The sequence below is a fragment of the Streptomyces sp. NPDC001903 genome, assembly GCF_042891345.1.
Taxonomy (GTDB): Bacteria; Actinomycetota; Actinomycetes; order Streptomycetales; family Streptomycetaceae; genus Streptomyces.
The window spans coordinates 158,471-179,272 of the sequence record NZ_JBIASZ010000003.1; the positions used below are offsets into that span (position 1 = coordinate 158,471).

Here is a 20,802-nt window from a genome sequence, read left to right on the forward strand (position 1 = left end):
TGTTCTGCTCCCGCACAGGAGGGAAGGGACATGCCCGAGTACAGAGTCGGCACCCAGGAGGAATTCGAGGCGGCGCGAGCCGAGCTGCTCGTGGAGGAGAAGGAACTGACCCGGCGCGGTGACGCGCTCGCCCGAAAGCGCAGGGACCTTCCCCGGGTGCGGGTCGAGAAGGAGTACGGGTTCGAGACCGAGGGCGGGACCAAGTCGCTCGCGGACCTCTTCGACGGGCGCTCGCAACTGCTCGTCTACCACTTCATGTTCGGACCGCCGTACAAGGCCGGATGCCCGGTCTGCTCCTCGATCGCGGACACCCTCGACCCCAATGCGGTCCACCTCAAGGCCCGCGACGTGACGCTGGTCTGTTCCTCGCGGGCGCCGGTCGACAGGCTCCTCGCCTACCGGGAGCGGATGGGCTGGAGCTTCGACTGGGTCTCCGCCGGCGGCGGCGACTTCCACCGCGACCTCGGCTTCACGTACACGCAGGAGGAGCTGAGGCCGTTCCTGGAGGGCGGGGTTCCGCCGGCGGTGAGCCAGCTGGCGCAGGCGTGCGGCACGGACGTGCTCGGGTACGTCACCGAGGGCCCCGGCCTGAGCTGTTACGCGCTGTCGGACGGCACCGTCTACCGGACGTACGTCACCACCGCGCGCGGACTCGAGCCCGCCATGGCCTACTACGGCCTCCTCGACCGGACACCGCTGGGCCGCCACGAGGACGGGGAGGAGGCGCACTGGCTGCGCCGCCACGACGAGTACGGGAAGACCTGAGGGTGGCCCGCCGTCATGACCCGGGCGGGTGCCCATGACCCGCAGCGCCCCCGAGGGCGCCGGGCGGCGCCGTCGGCGTAGGCCGATCGGCACCTGGCCGGCCGTCGGCGTCACGGTGGCCGTTCTCGTCGGCGCCAACCTGGCCCTGAACCGCTGGTCGGGCCTGTGGGGCGCCTTGACGGCCGTCGTGGTCAGTGGCCTGCTGCTCGGCGTGCTGCGCCGGGCCGGCGGCACCCTGGCGGACGCGGGGCTGGCGCCGGGCACGCTGGCCCGCGGTACCCGCTGGGCGCTGGCCCTGATCGGCCTGGTCGCCGTCGTCTACCTGGCCGGGGCCCTGCTGCCGGCCACCAGGACGCTGTTCGAGGACCGGCGGTACGCGGCGATGGACGGCGGCGAGGTGATGGTGCGCGTCTTCGTGCTGGTCCCCGTCGGCACGGTCCTGGTGGAGGAGATCGCCTTCCGCGGCGTGCTCTACGGTCTGGTCCGCCGCGACCGCGGGGCGGTGTGGGCGACCGCCGTCTCCAGCCTGCTGTTCGGCCTGTGGCACGTACTGCCCTCGCTGCACCTGGCGACCGCGAAACCGGCCGTGACCGCGGTCTTCGGCGCATCCGGGCTCGGAGCCGCGCTGGCGGTGCTGGGCGCGGTGCTGTTCACGGCGGCGGCGGGCGTCCTGTTCTGCGAACTGCGCCGCCGCAGCGACAGCCTGCTCGCCCCCATGGGCCTGCACTGGGCCGTCAACGCACTCGGCTACCTCGTCGGGTTCCTGCTGCGCTGACCGGTCCGGCGGTCAGGGCGGCGGCGAGACGACGTCCTTCAGCCGGTCCAAGTCCTGCGCGGTGAACCCCTCGGGCCGCATGGTCGCGTTCCAGGCGTCGACGTACGCGGCCTTGTACGTGTGCCCGTGGCCGTCCGGTACGCCCGTGGAGAACGGCAGGTCGGCGGTGACCTGCCAGAAGGTCACGAAGGGGATCCAGACCATCGCGCCGAGCACGTCCGAGCCGGGCCGCTCCCCGATCCAGTCGGGTTCGGAGAGGGCCAGCCGGGGGCTCCACCAGACGATCGGGTCGGAGGGGTGCATGAGGTAGAGGACCCGGGGGCCGTCCCACGGCCGGTCCGTGGGAGGGATCCCGGCGGCCGGGTCGTCGGTGAACCGGACGGTCCGGCCCGCCCGGTAGACGGGCTCGATCTCGGGACTTCCCGCGTCGCGGTGGTCGCTGAACTCCCGGAACAGGGTGTTGAAGTTCGGCGGGCCGGCGAACACGGTGCCGGCGGTGCGGTTGCGCAGGTCGTACTCCCCGCTGAAGGCCGTCTCGCCGCCGAACGAGCCCAGGCTCTCGCCCGCCACGAACAGGCGCGGCCGCTGGTCCTGGGGCAGCTTGGACCACTTGTCGTAGACGGCGTCGAACAGGTCGCGGCCGGCTTCGCGCGCCTTGGACTGGTCGACCAGGTACGACATCCACGACGGCAGGTACGAGTACTGGATCGCCACGCTGGCCGCGTCGCCGTCGGCGAGGTACTCGAACGAGTCCACCGCGGCGGGATCGACCCAGCCGCTGCCCGTGGTGGTCATCACGAGCAGGTTCCGGCGGTGGAAGCCGCCCGCCCGTTCGAGGTCCGCGACGGCCCGCTCCGCCCGGGTCTCCGTGTCGTCGGAGGTCTCCAGCCCGGCGTAGGCCCGGATGGGCTCCTGCGCCGCACGGTGGGTGAACGCGCCGATGGTCTGGGCCGACGGCCCGCTGCCGGTGAACGCCCGGCCCTGATACCCCAGCGAGTCCCACGGCACCAGCGAGCCGGGTCCGCCCGAGCGCAGCATCGACGTGGGCTGGTGCACCCCTTCCGGGGTCTGGGTGTCCCGCAGCGAGAACGTCTCGTTGGCCGCGTTCACGAGACCGCTCAGCAGCAGCCCGGAGAACGCGGCCCAGGCCAGAGCGGCCACCAGGATCCAGCCGACCACCCGCGCCGCCCGCCGGCCGATCCAGCGCCCGAGCAGCCGGGCCGCCCACCGGTACAGGGCCCGGAGCCCGCGTCCGGCCAGGAGCAGGAGGAGGAAGACGAGAGCGGCGACGAAGGGACAGGCGACGGTGGTGAGGACGTTGTGGTCGGTGACCCCCATGAGTCGGCGGATCTCGCGCTGCCAGTACTGGCCGAGCGTGAACGAGACGCCGAAGAGCACGATCGCGCTGACGAGCAGGACCAGCCACGACCTGCGCGAGGGGCGGCGCGCGTCCCGGTCGGCGAAGGCGCGCCACACGTAGGCCGCGACGACGCCCAGCCCGTACCCGATGGCCGCGCTGATGCCGCAGACCAGTCCCTGGAGCACGCCGCCGCGGGGAAGCAGCGACGGCGTGAAGGACAGGCACGCCAGGACGAGGGCGCCCCAGCAGCCGGGCAGCGTCAGACGGAGCCGTCGGCGGTGCTTGCGCGGTGCCGGCTCTTCCGACGGAGGGGCCGGTGGGGGGTCAGCGGGCATCGTGTCCTCCGCCGTCATGGTCCCAAGGCCCCGGTGGTCCTGCCATTCGACGCGGGCGGCGGTGGTCGGCGCTGGTCGGCGCGGTCGCGGTGGGCAGGCCGCGCGGGGTCGGCGCTCGTAGCCTGAGGTGGATGCCCGACTTCCGTCCGGCAGCCGGTGAAGCGGCGGGAGGTGGTCCCATGAGCAGGCGCTGGACCGCGCGGCTGGCCCTGGTGGCGGGCCTGGCGGCGCTCGTGGTGCTGCTGGTGTTCGGCGGCCTCGCGAGCCTCGTGCTGATGGGGCTGGGGTGGCTGGGGCTGGCGCTCACGGGGGCGGGCGTGTGGTGGACGCTCACCCACACCGGCTGGAGCAGGGCGCTGGCCGTGCTGCTGGCGGTCCTCGCACCGCTCGCCGTCCTGCTCCTGTACTCGGCCGCCGGGCTGCTGTGGGTCGTGCTGGTCTCGCTCGCGCTGTGGGCGCTGGCCGTTGCCGCGGGCAGGGCCGCCCTGGCCGACGACGGTGCGCCGGGCATGCCGGAGCACCCGGCGGTCCGGGCCGAGCGGCCCTTCCTGATCATGAATCCGCGCTCGGGCGGCGGAAAGGTCGAGAAGTTCCAACTCGCGGAGCGGGCCCGGGCCCTGGGCGCCGAGGTCTTCGTGCTGGATCCGACCCGGCGGCAGGACGTGGCCGAGCTGGCGCGGCAGGCCGTCGCGGACGGGGCCGACCTGCTCGGCGTCGCGGGCGGTGACGGCACCCAGGCCCTGGTCGCCGCCGTGGCCGTGGAGCACGACATCCCGTTCGTGGTCATCAGCGCCGGCACGCGCAACCACTTCGCCATGGATCTGGGCCTGGACCGACAGGATCCGTCCCGCTGTCTGGACGCGCTCACCGACGGCGTCGAACTGCGCGTCGACCTCGGCTTCATCCACGAGGGAGAACCGGGGGACGTGCGCCCGGGACGCGTCTTCGTCAACAGCGCCTCGTTCGGCGTGTACGCGGAAGTCGTGCAGAGTCCGGCGTACCGCGACGACAAGGCCCGCACCATCCTGGAGATGCTGCCGGCCCTGCTGACCCACGCCGGCGGCGCGCGGCTGGACGTCCGCGCCGACGAGCTGGCCATGGACGGCCCCCAGGCCGTGCTGGTGAGCAACAACCCCTACCAGAGGGGGGATTCGGTCGGACTGGGACGCCGGGAGCGGCTGGACTCCGGCGAGCTGGGGGTCCTCGGCGTCGACGTCGCGAACGCGGCCGAAGCGGCGGAGCTCCTGATGCACGGCGGGCAGGGGCGCGGGCTGACCGCCGTCACCGCCCGCGAGGTCGTCGTCGACGCGGATGCTCCCGTCATCCCGGTCGGGGTCGACGGCGAAGCCCTGACCCTGTCCACTCCGGTGCGCTGCCGCATCGCGTCCGGAGCCCTGCGCGTGCGGGTGCCCCGGAACCGTCCCGGCGTGCCGCGCGCCGCGGCTCCGATGGACTGGCGCCGGGTGCGGCGGCTGGCGCTGACCATGGGACGGGCCGCGACGGGGCACGGCGGCGCCTGAGCGGCGGCTGCCGCCGGCACCCGGTTGCCGTCCCCCGCCCCCCGGCCCCCCGCCCCCCCCCGAAGTCACGTCCACCGCGCTCCGGTGTGCCGCCGGAAGGCCTCGACGGCGGCCTCCACGGTGGGGAAGAAGTGCTCGGGGTCGATGGTCCGGGTGAGCTCGTACCGCTCGATCTTGCGCCGTACGGGGTCCTTGAGCTCGGCGAACACCAGGTGCACGCCCTTCGCGTTCAGCGCCTCGTCGAGCTCCTCCAGGACGTCGGCGGCGGTGGTGTCCACGTCGGTCATGGGCTCCGCCGCGACCACGATCCAGCTCGGCCGCGGATCCGCGCCCGCCATGCGCCTGACCTCGTCCCGGAACGTCCTGGCGTTGGCGAAGAAGAGCGGGGCGTCGAACCGGTAGATCACCAGGCCCGGCAGTTGTTCGGCCTGCGGGTAGGAGCGGATGTCGTGGTAGCCCTCCAGGCCCGGCACCCGCCCGAGCACGGTGTCGTACGGCCACCAGGCGCGCCGGAAGACGTTCAGGACGGACAGGCTCACGGCGATGGCGATCCCGGGCAGCACACCGAGCAGGGCCACGCCGGCGAAGGCCGCGAAGCACAGCAGGAACTCCGTGCGGCGCTGGCGCCACAGCCGTACGGCTCCCGGCAGGTCGGCCAGGGACAGCGACGCGGTGATGACCACGGCGGCCAGCGCCGGCTGGGGGAGGTTGCGGAACAGACCCGGCGCCAGCACGAGCATGAGGACGATGAGCACCGCCCCGACGACCCCGGTGAGCTGGCTCCTGGCCCCCGCGCGCTCCGCCACCGCGGTGCGGGAGCCGCTCGTGCTGACGGGGAAGCCCTGGAAGAGGGCGGCCGCCAGGTTGGCCGCACCGACGCCCGCCATCTCCTGGTTGCCGCGCACCTCCTGCCCGGTGCGGGCCGCGAAGGCGGACGCGTTGGAGATCGTGTCGGCCAGGGACACCAGGGCGATGCCCAGGGCGCCGCCGAGCAGCGGCGCGAGGTCCGCGACCCGCACGTCCGGGATCGTGAACGGCGGGAAGCCCTCGGGCAGTACCCCCACCAGGCCGACACCGTGCTCGCCCAGGTCGAAGGCGGCGGCCGCGGCGATCGCCAGGACCACCATCACGAGCACCGCGGGGACCTTCGGCAAGAAGCGCTGCAGGACCAGGATCAGGGCGATCCCGCCGAGGCCCACCGCGGCGGCTGCGGGCACCGTCGCCCCGTCGGCGATCTTCCGCACGAGGCCGGCGCACTCGCCGACCAGACTGTCCGCCTCGACCTTGAAGCCGAGCAGCTTGGGCAGTTGACCGATCAGGATGGTCAGGGCCAGGCCGTTCATGTAGCCGATCATCGTCGGCTTGGAGACCAGGTCGGCGATGAAGCCGAGCTTGGCCACCGAGGCCAGGATCATGATGGCCGCCACCATGACCGCGAGCATCGACGCCAGCGCGACGGCCCGGCCGGGATCCCCGCCCGCGGCGACCAACGGCAGCACGGTGGCGGCGATCATCGGCCCCAGAGAGGAATCCGGGCCCAGCACCAGGATCCGGGACGGGCCGAACACCGCGTAGCCGAGCAGGCAGAGGATCGAGGTGTACAGGCCGGTGATGGCCGGCAGCCCCGCCAGCTCGGCGTACGCCATGCCCTGCGGCACGAGCAGAGTGGTCAGCACGACACCCGCGACCAGGTCCTTGACCAGCCACTCGCGCCGGTAGGACGCGGCCGCGCGGATCCCGGGGACAGACCGCAGGCGGGAGGGCGCCCCGTGGCGGTCGTGCCGGGTGGTCACGGACGGTCCTTCCTCAGGCGGCCTTCGCCCGGCGGGCCGTGAACTTGCCCAGTTCCCACAGCAGCAGGAGCGCGAGGGCGGCCAGCAGCGCCCAGCCGAACTGCCGCGCGTCGATCTCGGTGGTCCCGAGGATGCGCTGGAAGCCGTCCATCTGGGTCACCAGTACGGAGAGCACGAACTGGGCCAGGGCGACCCAGTTCATCTGCTTGCTGTCGAACGTGGAGGCCGTCAGCACGGATTCCGTCTCGCTGCGGCATTCGAAGGCGGCCACGATCAGGCAGAGCGAGAAGGCCGTGAACGCGATCGACTGGCCCGTCGCGACGCTGTCGTAGCGGGCCCGGCCGAGCTGGATCAGCCCGAGCAGGAGGATGGTGATCGCCAGCCCGCCGAGCCCGACCGTGATCAGCACGGGCCGTGTGAGCACCGACTCCCCGCGCGGACGCGGCCTGCGCCGCATGAGGCCGGCGCTCTCCCGGTCGAAGCCGAGCGCGAAGCCGAACGAGGCGTTGACGACGAAGTGGATCCACAGCACCTGCGGCGGAGTGAAGGGCTCACCGGCGGCGATGTTGAAGACGGTGGCCCCGAGGAAGGTCAGTACGAACGTGACCAGCAGGAGCAGTACGAACCGGATGTACTTGGTGAGGTTGTCGTAGATCGTCCGGCCCTGTTCCACGGCGTAGACGATGGTGGCGAAGTTGTCGTCGGAGAGGATCATGCGGCCGGCGTTCTTCGCCACGTCCGTGCCGCTGCCCATGGCGATGCCGATGTCCGCGGCCTTGATGGCGGGGGCGTCGTTGACACCGTCCCCGGTCATCGCCACGACCTCGCCCTTCTTCTTGAGCGTGTTCGCGAGCAGTACTTTGTGCTCCGGCGCGACCCGCCCCACCACGCCGATCCCCTCGATGCGGGAGAGCTGCTCGTCCTCGCTCATGGCGGCGAAGTCGGCGCCGAGGACGGCCTCGCCGGGGATGCCGATCTGCCGGGCGATCGCCGCCCCGGTGGTGACGTCGTCCCCGGTCACCAGCCGGACCCGGATGTGCGCCGCCTGCGCGTCGGCCACCGCGGCCCTGGCCTCCTCGCGCGGCGGATCGACCATGCCGACGAGGCTGGTCATCCGCAGACCGGTGACGTACGAGAGGAGATCGCCCTCCGGATCGAAGCCGGCCGGATCCAGGTCCCGGGTGGCCGCCGCCATCACCCGGTGCCCCTCGCCGCCCATCCGCTCGCTCGCCGCCTGGGCGCGGGCGAGCAGATCGGCGTCCCAGGGGACGGTCTCGCCCGCCGCGAGCGCGGTCGAGGCCCGCTCCATCACCGCCGGGGCCGCCCCTTTGACGAAGCAGCGCACGACCTGCCGCCCGGAGGCGTCGGCCGCCGAGTGGAAGGTGGCCATCAGCTTGTACTCGGGATCGAACGGCAGGGTGGCGAGCCGGGGAAGGGCGTCCCGGGTGGCGTCGGTGTCCAGGCCGGCCTTGTGCGCGAGCACCAGCAGCGCGCCCTCGGTGGGATCGCCCACGACCTCGCCGCCCACCAGTTTGGCGTCGCTGGCCACCACGTACGGCAGGATCGCGTCCTCGATGCCCGCGGCGGACCCGGCGGCATGGTGGATCTTCCCTTCGAGTCCGTAGCCCGTGCCCGACACGGTGTACCGGCCGGTGGGGCTCAGCACTTCGACGGCGGTCATCTGGTTCATCGTCAGGGTGCCGGTCTTGTCCGAGTTGATGGCCGACGTGAACGCCAGCGTCTCGACCGAGGGCAGCTCCTTCACGATCGCGTGGCGCTTCGCCAGGTTCAGGCTCCCGACGGAGAGGATCGCCTGGGTCACCGTCGGCAGGGCTTCGGGGATGGCGGCGATGGCCAGCGACACGGCGCTGACGAACAGGACGTCCCAGGCCTGGTCCCGCTGGCGCCCCAGCGCGAACATCACGATCATGGTGAGGCCCGCCGCGGCCGTGATCCACAGCGTCAGCCGGTCGAGCTCCTTGGTGAGCGGCGGCACCTCCTTCTCGGTGGCCGACAGCATTCCGGAGATCTTGCCGAGCTCGGTGTCCGCGCCGGTCGCGGTGACGATCATGACACCGCTGCCGTGGGTGACCGGCGTGTTCATGAACGCCGTGTTGGTCTGGTCGCCGGGCGAGAGCCCGCTGCCCGCCAGCGGGCCGGTGTCCTTCGCGGCGGGAACGCTCTCACCGGTGAGCGCCGACTCGTCGATCTGCAGGGCGCTGGCCTCGATGAGACGTCCGTCCGCCGGCACCTGGTCGCCGGCGGAGATGAGCACGACATCGCCGTCGACGAGCTGCTCGGCGGGGATCTCGGCCTCCGTACCGTCCCTGCGCACCCGCGCCGTCGCCTTCATCATCGACTTCAGCGCGTTCATGGCGCTCTCGGCCTTGCCCTCCTGGCGCAGGCCCACGACCGCGTTCAGCAGCGTCAGCACGACGAGCAGGATCGCGGTGGTCCACTCCTGGATGGCCATCGAGACGATCGCCGCGGCCACGAGGACGATCTGCATGTAGCTGCGGTACTGCGCGAGGAACCGGCGCCACGCCGGGGTCCGCTCCTCCTCGGGCAGCGCGTTCGGGCCGTGCGCGGACAGCAGCTCCGCGGCCCGCGCCGCGGACAGACCGGCCGCGGGATCGACGCCGAACGCCGCCACGACCTCCTCGGGGGAGCGCGTGTACCAGCCGTCCCCGGCAGTCCGGGGCCGCTCCGCCGCGGAATCCGACCGTGCCGTCATGGTGGTGCCTCCGATCCGGGGCCGCGGACGTGTCCGGGCCGGTCGCGCTCCGTCCGAGGGGTGCCAGGCCGTCTCTAGCGGCGTTTCCCGCCCGGCTTCCTCCCGTGCCGGGCGGCGTAGGGATCGGCCGGGGCCCCGGCCGGGGCCTCCCGCTCCAGGCTCCGCTTCGTGACGAGGAGGTCCTTGCGTGCCTCCTGCGCCACCTCGGGGTACTGCGGGTCGATCTCCATCAGGGTGTGCGCGAGGACCGCCGCCGCGCAGATCCGGGCGAACCACTTCCGGTCGGCCGGTACGACGTACCAGGGCGCCCAGCGCGTGCTCGTGGCGGACAGCATCTCGGAGAACGCGTACTGGTAGTCGTCCCACCGGCGCCGCTCCCGGACGTCGGCGGCGGAGAACTTCCAGTTCTTCTCCGGCAGGTCGATCCGCTTCAGGAAGCGGGTGCGCTGCTCCTCCTTGGACAGGTTCAGGAAGATCTTCACCACCTTGAACCCGTTGTCCGTGAGGTAGTGCTCCCAGCGGTTGATCTCCCGGTAGCGGCGGTCCCAGATGGCCTCCCCGAGGCTGCCGTCCGGCAGCTTCTGGCGCAGGAGGACCTCGGGGTGGACCCGTACGACGAGGACCTCCTCGTAGTGCGAGCGGTTGAAGATGGCGATCTCGCCGCGCGCGGGCAGCCGCCGGGCGTAACGCCACAGGTAGTCGTGGTCGAGCTCCTCGGCGGACGGCACCTTGAAGCTGCTGACCCGCACGCCCTGGGGGTTGACGCCGCTCATCACGTGCCGGATCGTCCCGTCCTTGCCCCCGGCGTCGAGCGCCTGGAGGCAGAGCACCACGCCGTACGTGTCCTGGGCCGCCAGCCGCTCCTGGTACTCGGCGAGCAGGGACACCCCCGTCGCCAGCAGCTCGGCCCCGTCCCGCTTCTTGATGCCGGCCTTGAAGCGGGGGTCGAAGTCCCGGTCCAGGCGGACCTTCGAGCCCGGCCGTACCCGTAGCGGCTCGATGAACTCCGCGATGCGTTCGGCTCTCTCGTCCGACATCACCCGTCACCCCTTCTCCGGTCCGGGTTCGGTGCGGCAGGCGGCGCCGAGCGCCGTGCGGACCGACGCTCCGCCAGGATCGGGACGCGTCTCTCGTGGTCATTCTGTGCGCGACTCGACAAGATCGCCCTCCAGACGTACGCCGACGGGGGAGGACCGGCCGCCCGGCTCCCTCCTCGCGCGCTACGACGTGGGCGGGGCGGCGGGCGCGGGGGCGGAGCCCGGCGCCGTGCGCGGAGGCGGTTTCCTCGGCAGGAGCACCGCGGCGGCCAGCCCGGCGAGTCCGATCACGGCCAGCGTGATCATCGCGGCGGCGTAGGCGCCGGTGGTGAGGCCGGAGACGAGGATCGTGCCGGCGACTGCCGTCCCGAGGGAGGAACCGAGGTTCGACACGCTGCGGGAGAGGCCCGAGATCTCGCCCTGCCGCTCTTCGGGGAAGCTCGACTGGACGACGTTGACCGAGGGGGTGAGCATCACGCCGAGTCCCAGTCCGATCAGCAGCAGCCCGGGAGTCAGGGCCCAGGGGTTCGGGGAGCCGCCGGCCATCGCGATCAGGAGGACGATGCCGGCGAGGGTGACGGCGAAGCCCGTCACGATGAGGGTCCGCTGGGACCACCGCCTCGCGAGGCGCTCGGCGGCGAGCGAGGACACGAGCAGGCCGAGCGTGGCCGCGGTGAAGATGACGCCGGTCTGCACGGAGTCGTAGCCGCGCACGACCTGGAGATAGGCCGCGATGGTGAACGAGGAGCCCATCAGCAGCAGCCACTGGACGTTCTGCGTGACGAGGCCCAGGTTGGAGGTGCGGTCGCGGAACAGGCTGGTGGACAGCAGGGGTTCCTCGCCCGCCCGCTCCTTGGCCCGTACGGACCGGAAGAACCAGAGCAGCACGAGGGCGCCCAGGACGAGCAGGCCGATCATGAGCCAGACGTTGTTGTCGGCGGCGAGGATGCCCATGACGACGAGGACGAGGCCGGCCGCCGAGAGGACCGCTCCGGTGGTGTCGAAGGAGCGCGTCGGATCGGGCGGCAGCGGGTCCTCCAGGCTCCGGCTCAGCACGATGATCACGACGATGACCAGGGCCTGGAACACGAATGCCGCACGCCAGCTCAGCCACGAGGTGATGAGCCCGCCGATCAGCGGCCCGGCGGCGGCGCCGATGCCGCCCAGCGCCATGATGACCCCGAAGGCGCGGGCCCGCGAGGTCAGGTCCGTGAAGATGAGCGTCGTGAGGATGTAGACGGGTGGGATGAGCAGGGCCGTGCCGATGCCTTCGAGGATCGAGTTCCCGAGGATCAGTACGCCCAGGCCCGGGGCGGCGGCGCTCAGCAGGGCGCCGATTCCGTAGACGACGAGGCCGACCAGGAGGCAGCGCTTGCGGCCGTAGCGGTCGGTCAGCTTGCCGCCGGGGATCATCAGCGCGGCCATGACCAGGAGGAAGATCGTGATGGCGATCTGCACCCCCTGGACGGTGGTGTCCAGGTCCTCGCTGATGTCGTTGATCATCACGTTCATGTTGGACCCGGCGAAGCTGCAGATGAACTGCGCGAGCGCCAGCGGAGCGAGGATGCGTCGCTGCGCGCTGGACGGCCGCTGAGGGGCTCGTGTCTCGGCCACCGGTATCACCTCGATGTGTGCCAGCTCCAGCGTGCGCCGCACCCGGACCCGGTGCATTTCCGGAGCGGGAGGGCGGGGACCTCCCGCTCGGCGGGGTGCGGGAGCGGAATCCGGCCGCCTCGGCTACGGCCTGGCGTGGGTGGAGATGACGCGGAACAGGCGGGGCTGCACGTCGGTGGCGATGACGGCCGCCTCGTCCATGTGGACGCGGGCCTCGGGATTGGCCAGCATGGCGCGGTAGTGCTGCTCCGACTCCCACTGGGCGTAGTTGATCACGCGCTGCCCGTCCTCGCTGGCGTGGAAGTTGGCGCAGATGAAGCCGGGCTGGTGCCTCATCGTCTCTTCGGTGGCCCGGGCCAGCAGGCCGATCAGCTCCTGCTGGCGCTCGGGCGCCACCGTGAAGACGTTGATCAGCGTCGCCACGGGGCGACTCGAGTCGATGCTCGCGGTAACGGTCATGGATCTATCGCTCCCCTTACGATCCGCCGTTGTTCCCTTCCGCGGCGGTCTTTCCCTCGATCGGAGGCGGGGCGGGGTTGAAGCGGACGGGCGCCTGGAAGCGGGCCCTGCGGGCGGCACGGCGGGGCGTGACGACACCACTCGTCACGCCCCGCCCTCCCCCCGCTGCCGGGCACCCTCGGCCCGGGCGGCGGACCGGGACCCCTCAGTCCCGGTCGTACGTGTGGAACCCGCGGCCCGTCTTGCGGCCCAGCAGGCCTGCCTGGACCATCCGCCGCAGGAGCGGCGGCGGGGCGTGGAGGGGTTCCTTGAACTCGTCGTAGAGCGATTGCGCGATGGCGGCGACGGTGTCGAGCCCGATGAGGTCGGCGAGCTTCAGCGGGCCCATGGGGTGGGCGCAGCCGAGCACCATCCCCTCGTCGATGTCCGAGGCGCTGGCATATCCGGACTCGGCCATGCGGATCGCCGACAGCAGGTAGGGCACGAGGAGGGCGTTCACGACGAACCCGGACCGGTCCCGGGAGCGGATCGTGGTCTTGCCGAGCACGTCCCGGACGAAGGACTCCATCGTTTCGACGGTGGCCGTGGTGGTGTGGAGCGAGGAGACGATCTCGACCAGGGGCAGGACCGGTACGGGGTTGAAGAAGTGCAGGCCCAGGACGCGGTCCGCGCGGCCGGTGGCCATGCCGAGGCGCATGATCGGGATGGCGGAGGTGTTGGAGGCGAGGACGGCCTCCTCGTCCTCCACGATCTTGTCGAGGGAGGTGAAGACCCCGGTCTTCACCTCGGCGTCCTCGACGACGGCCTCGATCACCAGCTGCCGGTCGGCGAGGTCCTCGAGCTCCCCGGTGAAGACCGTCCGGGCCAGCGCGTCCTCGGCGGAGACGCGGTCCAGCTTCCCGCGCTGGACGGCGCGTTCGAGGGAGACGGCCAGGCGCTCCCGGGCGGCGCGGGCCGCGGTGGCACCGGCCTCGCAGACGACGGTGTCGAGTCCGGCTCGGGCGCACACCTCGGCGATGCCGGCGCCCATCAGGCCGCCTCCGACGACGCCGATCCGGCGGATTCGCGTACTCACGATCGGGTCTCCGTCCGGCGAACGAGGTGGCGGGTGTAGGCCTCGGGGGTGAAGAAGGCGGGCAGGGCGGGGGTGAGCGCGGTGTTCACGAAGACCTCGCGGGCTTCGGCCGCCAGGGCCTGCGGATCCTCCTCGGCCAGCGCCTCGCACTCGGCGTCGAGCAGGTCGAGCACCGCGGAGCGTTCCACCCTGTCGTGGCGGAGCCACTGCCAGATCTGGACCCGGGCGATCTCGGCGGTGGCCGCGTCCTCCATCAGCCCGTACAGGGCGACCGCCCCGTGTCCGCGCAGCCAGGCGTCGAAGTAGCGCAGCGCGACCGCGACGTTCGAGCGGATCCCCTCCTGCGTGGGCGGCGCCGCGATCCGGCGTACGGACAGCAGATCGGCGGCCGTGACCTCGACGTCCTCGCGGGTCCGGTCGAGCTGGTGGGGGCGCTCGCCCAGGACCTCGTCGAAGACCGCGCGGCAGACGGGCACCAGGCCGGGGTGGGCGACCCAGGAGCCGTCGAAGCCGTCCTCGGCCTCGCGTTCCTTGTCGAGCCGGACCTTGGCGAGGGCGGCAGCGCCTGCCGCCGCGTCCTTGCCCGGGACGTGGGCGGCCATGCCGCCGATGGCGTGGGCGCCGCGCCGGTGGCAGGTGCGGACGAGGAGTTCGGTGTACGCCTGCATGAACGGCGCCGTCATGGTGACCTTGGCGCGGTCCGGGAGCTGGAAGTCCGTGCGGTGGCCGAAGGTCTTGATGAGGCTGAAGAGGTAGTCCCACCGGCCCGCGTTGAGGCCGGCGCTGTGCTCGCGCAGTTCGTGGAGGATCTCCTCCATCTCGAACGCGGCGGTGATCGTCTCGATCAGGACCGTGGCGCGGACCGTGCCGCGGGGGATGCCGAGGAGTTCCTGGGCGAGCAGGAAGACGTCGTTCCAGAGGCGGGCCTCGTACCGGTTCTCCAGCTTGGGGAGGTAGAAGTACGGGCCGTGGCCGGCGTCGATCTGCCGCTGCGCGCAGTGGAAGAAGTAGAGGCCGAAGTCGACCAGCGAGGCGGGGACGGGCCGGCCGTCGATCTCCAGGTGCTCTTCGAGGAGGTGCCAGCCGCGCGGGCGGACCATGATGGTCGCGAGCTGCCCGCCGAGGCGGTACTCCTTGCCCTCCGGGGTGGTGAAGTCGATGCGCCGTTCGATGACGTCGAGCAGGGTGAGCTGGCCCTCGATGACGTTGTCCCAGGTGGGGGAGGTGGCGTCCTCGAAATCGGCCATCCAGACCTTGGCGCCGGAGTTGAGCGCGTTCACGGCCATCCGCCGGTTCGGCGGGCCCGTGATCTCGACCCGCCGGTCGGTGAGCCCCGGTGCCGGGGGCGCCACCCGCCAGTCGGGGTCGGTGCGGACGGCGTGGGTGGCGAGCGGGAAATCGAGCGGGGTGCCGCCGGCGAGGTGGCCCGAGCGGCGCCGTCGCTCCTTGAGGATCTCCAGGCGGCGGTCCGCGAACGCGGCGTCGAGCAGGCCGATGAACTCCAGGGCCCCGGGGGTCAGGATCTCTTCGTGGCGGTCGCCCGGCGTTCCGAGGACCTCGACGCGGCGGGTGGGTGCGTGGGTGGACATGCGGGTCTCCTCCGGGAGAGGGCGGGGCAGGACGGAGGCGGGTCTCCGGCCCTCGGGGATCACGGGACGACGCGGGCCGGGCGGGGTGCCCGGGTGGTGCGTACGCGGGCACCCCGCCCCGAGGCGGCCTAGTGGAACTGCTCCTCCTCGGTGGAGCCGGCGAGCGCGGTCGTGGACGAGGCCGGGTTGACGGCGGTGGAGACCAGGTCGAAGTAGCCGGTGCCGACCTCGCGCTGGTGCCTGACCGCGGTGAAGCCCTGCGCCTGTGCGGCGAATTCGCGCTCCTGGAGGTCCACGTACGCGGTCATGCCGTGCTCGGCGTAGCCGCGGGCGAGGTCGAACATGCCGTGGTTGAGGGAGTGGAAGCCGGCGAGGGTGATGAACTGGAAGCGGTAGCCCATGGCGCCCAGCTCACGCTGGAACTTGGCGATCTGGTCGTCGTCCAGGGCCGCCTTCCAGTTGAAGGAGGGCGAGCAGTTGTAGGCCAGCATGTGGTCCGGGTACCGCGCGTGGATCGCCTCGGCGAACTCGCGGGCCTGCTCCAGGTCCGGGGTGCCGGTCTCCACCCAGATCAGGTCGGCGTACGGGGCGTACGCGAGGCCGCGGGCGATGACCGGGGCCATGCCGCCCCGGACGCGGTGGAAGCCCTCCGCGGTGCGCTCACCGGTGCAGAACTCGGCGTCGCGCTCGTCGACATCGCTGGTCAGCAGGGTGGCCGCGAGCGCGTCGGTACGGGCGATGATCAGCGTCGGGGTGTCCGCGATGTCCGCGGCCAGGCGGGCCGCGTTCAGCGTACGGATGTGCTGCGCGGTGGGGACGAGGACCTTGCCGCCAAGGTGGCCGCACTTCTTCTCGGAGGCGAGCTGGTCCTCGTAGTGGATGCCGGCCGCGCCCGCCGCGATCATCGCCTTGGTGAGTTCGAAGGCGTTCAGCGGACCGCCGAAGCCGGCCTCGGCGTCGGCGACGATCGGGGCGAGCCAGTCCGTCGTGTCGGTGCCGCCCTCGGCGGTGGCGATCTGGTCGGCGCGCAGCAGCGCGTTGTTGATCCGGCGGACCACCTGGGGAACGGAGTTGACCGGGTAGAGGCTCTGGTCCGGGTAGGTGTGACCGGCCTGGTTGGCGTCGGCGGCCACCTGCCAGCCCGAGAGGTAGATCGCCTGGAGCCCGGCCCGGACCTGCTGGACGGCCTGGCCGCCGGTGAGGGCGCCGAGCGCGTGGACGTAGTCCCGCTCGTGGAGCTGTCGCCACAGGCGCTCGGCGCCGCGCCGGGCCAGGGTGTGCTCCTCGCGGACGCTGCCCGACAGGCGGACCACGTCCTCGGCGGAGTACGTCCGCTCGATGCCGGCCCAGCGCGGGTCGCTCGCCCAGCGCTCGGCGAGGTCCGCTGCCGCCGCCGTCGTGTTCGTCGTGTCTGCCATGACCGTCACCGTCTCCATGAGTCGCTTGGGAAAGCCCCCGCACGTCATAGGTGCGAAGTGTTGGCACCAGGTGCCATGAATGAGATCGCGGCCCGCCGTTCCTCGTGTGGAACGAGCTGAGCAATGTTGCCGCACCACGCGGTGGAGCCTGCCGGGATTGCCGATATCAGGGCGTGAATCGGGTCCTGTTGGTTCCATCCGTGCCGCCTGGTCCGGCGGGCCGCAGGACGACTCTCGCAGTGACACCCAGTGCCATCAATCCTGGACGCGTGCTAAGTTCTGCGCATCTTCCCGCGCAGTTTTGCCAAGGATGCGAAGGCCGTCCGATGCGGCTCTGCGCGCAGGCGGCTCCGCAGCACCACGGAGGTTCGGTGAGCAAGACGTACGCGGGCGCGCGGCTGCGCAGGCTGCGCGAGGAACGGCGGATGAGCCAGGCCGATCTGGCCCGGGTGCTCGCGATCTCGCCCAGCTACCTGAACCAGATGGAGCACGACTCCCGCCCGCTCACCGTTCCCGTGCTGCTGCGGCTGACGGAGGCCTTCGGGGTCGATCCGGGCTTCTTCTCGGAGCGGGACACCAGCCGGCTCGTCGCGGACCTGCGCGAGGCGTTGGCCGGGGAGGTCGCCGAGGCCCGGGTCTCCGCCTCCGACCTCGCCGAGCTGGCCTCGCGGATGCCGGCGGTCGCCCGGGTGCTGCTGGACCTCGGCCGGCGGTCCCAGCTGCTGGCCGAGAGCCTGGCCGGGACGCAGGACGGGCGCGACGCGGTACCGGGTGCCGGTGGCGCCGCGGGAGCCGTGCCGCGCTCCCCGCACGAGGAGATCAGGGAGTTCTTCTACCGGCGCCAGAACTACCTCCACGACACCGACTCGGCCGCCGAGGAACTGGCCCGCGCGATCCGGATCCGCCCCGGCGAGGTGGTGCGGGTCCTGTCCGCGCGGCTCGCCGACGCGCACGGGGTGCGGGTGAGCGCCGACTGCGACCGGCTGCACCACTACGACGAACGGGGCCGGACGCTGCACCTGTCCGCCCGGCTGCGGCCGGGGCAGCAGGCCTTCCGGATGGCGACGCAGCTCGCCCTGCTGGAGCACGCCGACGAGCTCGACCGGTGCGCGTCGCAGGACTTCCCGGCCGGGTCCACCGCACACGGCCTGGCCCGGATCGGCATCGCCAACTACTTCGCCGCCGCGCTGATCCTCCCGTACCGCGCCTTCCACAGCGCCGCCGAGGAATTCCGCTACGACATCGAGCGGCTCACCGACCGGTTCGGACTGGGGTACGAGACGGTCTGCCACCGCCTGAGCACCCTCCAACGACCCATGCTGCGCGGGGTTCCGTTCTCCTTCGTGCGCGTGGACCGTGCCGGGAACATGTCCAAACGGCAGTCCGCGACGGGGTTCCACTTCTCCCGGGCGGGCGGCACCTGCCCGCTGTGGAACATCTACGAGGCCTTCGCCGCCCCGGGCCGGATCCACGTCCAGGTCGCCGCCATGCCCGACGGGCAGCGCCACCTGTGGACCGCCCGCGCCGTCACCCGGCACCGCGGCGGCTGGGGGGAACCGGGCAAGACCTTCGCGATCGGGCTGGGCTGCGAGATCCGGCACGCCTCGCGGCTCGTCTACTCCGACGGCCTCGACCTGGACAACACCTCGGCCGACACGCCCATCGGCATGGGCTGCCGGCTGTGCGAACGCCTGGACTGCCCGCAGCGCGCGGTACCGCCGCTGGGGCGTCCGCTCGCCGTCGACGAGAACTCCAGCACGTTCGTCCCGTACCAGGTCGCCGACCGCGCGCAGTGAGCCGCGGCCTCCCCCCTCAGAAGCCCTCCCGGGCCCGGGTCGGACGCCCGGCGGGCGTCCGACCCGGGACTCCTGCGTCAGGAGTTGTCGGCCGTGAGCTCCGCGCGCACGGCACGCGCGGCCGCGACGAGGTTCTCCAACGAGGCTCGGGTCTCGGGCCAGCCGCGGGTCTTCAGCCCGCAGTCCGGGTTGACCCAGAGCCGTTCGGCGGGGATGGCCGCGAGCCCCTTGCGGAGCAGGGCGGCGGCTTCCCCGGTGCTCGGGACGCGCGGGGAGTGGATGTCCCAGACGCCCGGTCCGGCCTCACGCGGGTAGCCGTGCCGGGCCAGTTCGCCGGCGACCTGCATGTGGGAGCGGGCCGCCTCCAGGCTGATGACGTCGGCATCGAGGTCGTCGATGGCCCGGACGATGTCGCCGAACTCCGCGTAGCACATGTGCGTGTGGATCTGGGTGTCCGGCCGGACACCGCTGGTGCTGAGCCGGAAGGACTCGGTGGCCCAGGCGAGGTACTCCGCGTGGTCGGCCGCGCGCAGCGGCAGGGTCTCCCGGAGGGCGGGTTCGTCGACCTGGATGACCGAAGTGCCCGCGGCTTCGAGGTCGTCGACCTCGTCGCGCAGGGCGAGGGCCACCTGGCGGGCGGTGTCCCCGAGGGGCTGGTCGTCCCGTACGAAGGACCAGGCGAGCATCGTGACCGGGCCGGTCAGCATGCCCTTGACGGGCTTGGCCGTCTGTGACCGGGCGTACGTGGTCCAGCGCACGGTCATCGGCTCCGGGCGGGAGACGTCCCCGGCCAGGACCGGGGGCCGGACGTAGCGGGTGCCGTACGACTGGACCCAGCCGTGCCGGGTGGCCAGGTAGCCGGTGAGCCGCTCCGCGAAGTACTGCACCATGTCGTTTCGTTCGGGCTCACCGTGCACCAGGACGTCGATGCCGGTCTTCTCCTGGAAGGCGAGCACCTCGCGGATCTCGTCCTTGATCCGCTCCTCGTAGCCCGCGGCGTCGAGGCGGCCCGCCCGCAGGTCGGCGCGCGCGGTGCGCAGCTCGTCCGTCTGGGGGAAGGAGCCGATGGTCGTCGTCGGCAGCAGGGGCAGCCCGAGGAGGGCGCGCTGGGCCGCGGTCCGCTGCGCGTAGGGCTGCGAGCGCCGCGCGTCGGCATCGGTGATCGCGGCGGTACGGGCGCGCACGGCGGGGTCGTGGGTGATGGCGGAGGCGGCCCGGGAGGCCAGGTCGGCGCGGTTGGCGGCGAGTTCGGCGGCGATGGCGTCGGTTCCCTGGGCGAGTCCGCGGGCCAGGGTGGCGATCTCGGAGGTCTTCTGGCGGGCGAAGGCGAGCCAGCGGCGGATCTGCGGGTCGATGTCGCGTTCGGCGCTCGCGTCGAGCGGGACGTGCAGGAGGGAGCAGGACGCGGCGACGTCCACCCGGGCGGCGAGGCCCAAGAGGGTGGCGAGGGTGGTCAGGGACTTCTGGTGGTCGTTGATCCAGATGTTGCGGCCGTCGACCACTCCGGCGACCAGGCGCTTGCCGGGCAGTCCGCCGACCGCGGCGAGGTCCGCGAGGTTCGCGGCGCCGCCGCCGGTGAAGTCGAGGGCGAGGCCTTCGACGGGCGCCGCGGCCAGCACCGGGAGGGCGTCCCCGAGCCGGTCGAAGTACGAGGCGACGAGCACCTTGGGCCGGTCGGCCGGCGCGCCGAGCTCGCGGTAGGCGCGGGCGGCGGCGTTCAGGTCGGCCGGGGTGCGGTCCTGGACCAGGGCGGGCTCGTCCAGCTGCACCCATTCGGCGCCGGCGGCGCGCAGGTCGGCGAGGACCCGGGCATAGACGGGCAGCAGCCGGTCGAGCAGGGTCAGCGGCTGGAAGTCGGCGGCCACGCCGGGGGCGGGCTTGGCCAGGAGGAGGTAGGTGACGGGGCCGACGAGGACCGGGCGGGCCGGGTGCCCGAGCGCGAGGGCCTCGCGCAGTTCGGCGACCTGCTTCGTGGAATCGGCGGTGAAGACGGTGTCCGGGCCGAGCTCGGGGACCAGGTAGTGGTAGTTCGTGTCGAACCACTTGGTCATTTCGAGCGGGGCGACGTCCTGGGTGCCGCGGGCCATCGCGAAGTAGCCGCCGAGGGCGTCGGCGGCGACCGCCGCGCGGTGCCGCTCGGGGACGGCGCCGACCATGACACTGGTGTCCAGGACGTGGTCGTAGTACGAGAAGTCGCCGGTCGGAACCTCGGTGATGCCGGCGTCGGCCAGCTGCCGCCAGTTCGAACGGCGCAGGCCGGCCGCGGTCTCCCGGAGGGCGTCTGCGCTGACGCGGCCCTTCCAGTAGCCCTCGACGGCCTTCTTCAGTTCGCGGCCCCGGCCCTGGCGGGGGTAGCCGTACACGGTGGCTCGTGCTGCCGCGGCTGCGGGCTTCGCTGTCACGGAACTCTCCTTCGCGAGATGTGTCCTGAACACCCCGGTGGGGGACGCGGACGCGAAGGAACGACAGAGCGCGCGGAGCACGCCGCGGGGGAAACACCGCAGGTGCCGCTCGCCGTGTACGCCGACCCGC

At 72.4% G+C, this 20,802-nt stretch carries 14 protein-coding genes; 4 read left to right on the forward strand and 10 right to left on the reverse strand.

Features of this window, described 5'->3' with window-relative positions; translation table 11 throughout:
• Positions 1–30 precede the first annotated feature (30 nt).
• Both ACFYZS_RS07465 and ACFYZS_RS07470 read left to right on the forward strand, forming a co-directional pair.
• Positions 31–765: a DUF899 domain-containing protein gene (locus ACFYZS_RS07465; RefSeq protein ID WP_389007779.1), complete on the forward strand. Its 735-nt coding sequence runs from the start codon at positions 31–33 to the stop codon at positions 763–765.
• 34 nt (positions 766–799) lie between these two features.
• The gene (locus ACFYZS_RS07470; protein WP_389007781.1) at positions 800–1,540 is read left to right on the forward strand and encodes a CPBP family intramembrane glutamic endopeptidase; all 741 of its coding nucleotides are present in this window, start codon (positions 800–802) and stop codon (positions 1,538–1,540) included.
• A 12-nt stretch (positions 1,541–1,552) separates the two neighbouring features.
• Here ACFYZS_RS07470 and ACFYZS_RS07475 read toward each other — a convergent pair whose 3' ends face one another.
• A complete protein-coding gene (locus ACFYZS_RS07475; protein ID WP_389007782.1) occupies positions 1,553–3,235 on the reverse strand; it encodes an alpha/beta hydrolase in 1,683 nt (560 codons plus the stop codon).
• A gap of 179 nt (positions 3,236–3,414) precedes the next feature.
• Between ACFYZS_RS07475 and ACFYZS_RS07480 the strand changes: the two genes are divergently transcribed.
• On the forward strand, positions 3,415–4,755 hold the full coding sequence (locus ACFYZS_RS07480; RefSeq protein ID WP_389007784.1) for a diacylglycerol/lipid kinase family protein: 1,341 nt from the start codon (positions 3,415–3,417) through the stop codon (positions 4,753–4,755).
• 65 nt (positions 4,756–4,820) lie between these two features.
• On the opposite strand, the gene ACFYZS_RS07485 is transcribed toward ACFYZS_RS07480, so the two are convergent.
• From ACFYZS_RS07485 to aceA, 8 genes are all read right to left on the reverse strand, one after another.
• Complete coding sequence (locus ACFYZS_RS07485) at positions 4,821–6,548, reverse strand: SulP family inorganic anion transporter (protein WP_389007785.1); 1,728 nt, start codon at positions 6,546–6,548, stop codon at positions 4,821–4,823.
• A gap of 13 nt (positions 6,549–6,561) precedes the next feature.
• The gene (locus tag ACFYZS_RS07490) at positions 6,562–9,282 is read right to left on the reverse strand and encodes a cation-translocating P-type ATPase (protein ID WP_389007787.1); all 2,721 of its coding nucleotides are present in this window, start codon (positions 9,280–9,282) and stop codon (positions 6,562–6,564) included.
• Between the two features lie 74 nt (positions 9,283–9,356).
• Positions 9,357–10,319, reverse strand: a complete 963-nt coding sequence (locus ACFYZS_RS07495) for a polyphosphate kinase 2 family protein (protein ID WP_389007789.1) — start codon at positions 10,317–10,319, stop codon at positions 9,357–9,359.
• A gap of 183 nt (positions 10,320–10,502) precedes the next feature.
• Positions 10,503–11,933 (reverse strand): MFS transporter, encoded by a 1,431-nt coding sequence (locus tag ACFYZS_RS07500; protein ID WP_389007791.1) that lies wholly within the window; start codon positions 11,931–11,933, stop codon positions 10,503–10,505.
• Positions 11,934–12,056: 123 nt separating this feature from the next.
• Positions 12,057–12,392: an antibiotic biosynthesis monooxygenase family protein gene (locus ACFYZS_RS07505; protein ID WP_389007793.1), complete on the reverse strand. Its 336-nt coding sequence runs from the start codon at positions 12,390–12,392 to the stop codon at positions 12,057–12,059.
• Positions 12,393–12,597: 205 nt separating this feature from the next.
• Entirely contained in the window at positions 12,598–13,467 is an 870-nt protein-coding gene (locus ACFYZS_RS07510) for a 3-hydroxybutyryl-CoA dehydrogenase (RefSeq protein ID WP_389007795.1), read from the reverse strand.
• Complete coding sequence (gene aceB / locus ACFYZS_RS07515) at positions 13,464–15,056, reverse strand: malate synthase A (RefSeq protein ID WP_389007797.1); 1,593 nt, start codon at positions 15,054–15,056, stop codon at positions 13,464–13,466. Before aceB ends, ACFYZS_RS07510 begins: the two co-directional genes overlap by 4 nt.
• A 128-nt stretch (positions 15,057–15,184) precedes the next feature.
• Positions 15,185–16,474, reverse strand: a complete 1,290-nt coding sequence (aceA, locus tag ACFYZS_RS07520; protein WP_389007799.1) for an isocitrate lyase — start codon at positions 16,472–16,474, stop codon at positions 15,185–15,187.
• Between the two features lie 371 nt (positions 16,475–16,845).
• On the opposite strand from aceA, the gene ACFYZS_RS07525 reads away from it, so the two are divergent.
• Positions 16,846–18,270 carry a short-chain fatty acyl-CoA regulator family protein gene (locus ACFYZS_RS07525; RefSeq protein WP_389007801.1) on the forward strand — a complete coding sequence of 475 codons (1,425 nt, stop codon included), beginning with the start codon at positions 16,846–16,848 and terminating at the stop codon, positions 18,268–18,270.
• A gap of 77 nt (positions 18,271–18,347) precedes the next feature.
• Here ACFYZS_RS07525 and metE read toward each other — a convergent pair whose 3' ends face one another.
• On the reverse strand, positions 18,348–20,672 hold the full coding sequence (gene metE / locus ACFYZS_RS07530; RefSeq protein ID WP_389007803.1) for a 5-methyltetrahydropteroyltriglutamate--homocysteine S-methyltransferase: 2,325 nt from the start codon (positions 20,670–20,672) through the stop codon (positions 18,348–18,350).
• Between the last annotated feature and the right edge of the window lie 130 nt (positions 20,673–20,802).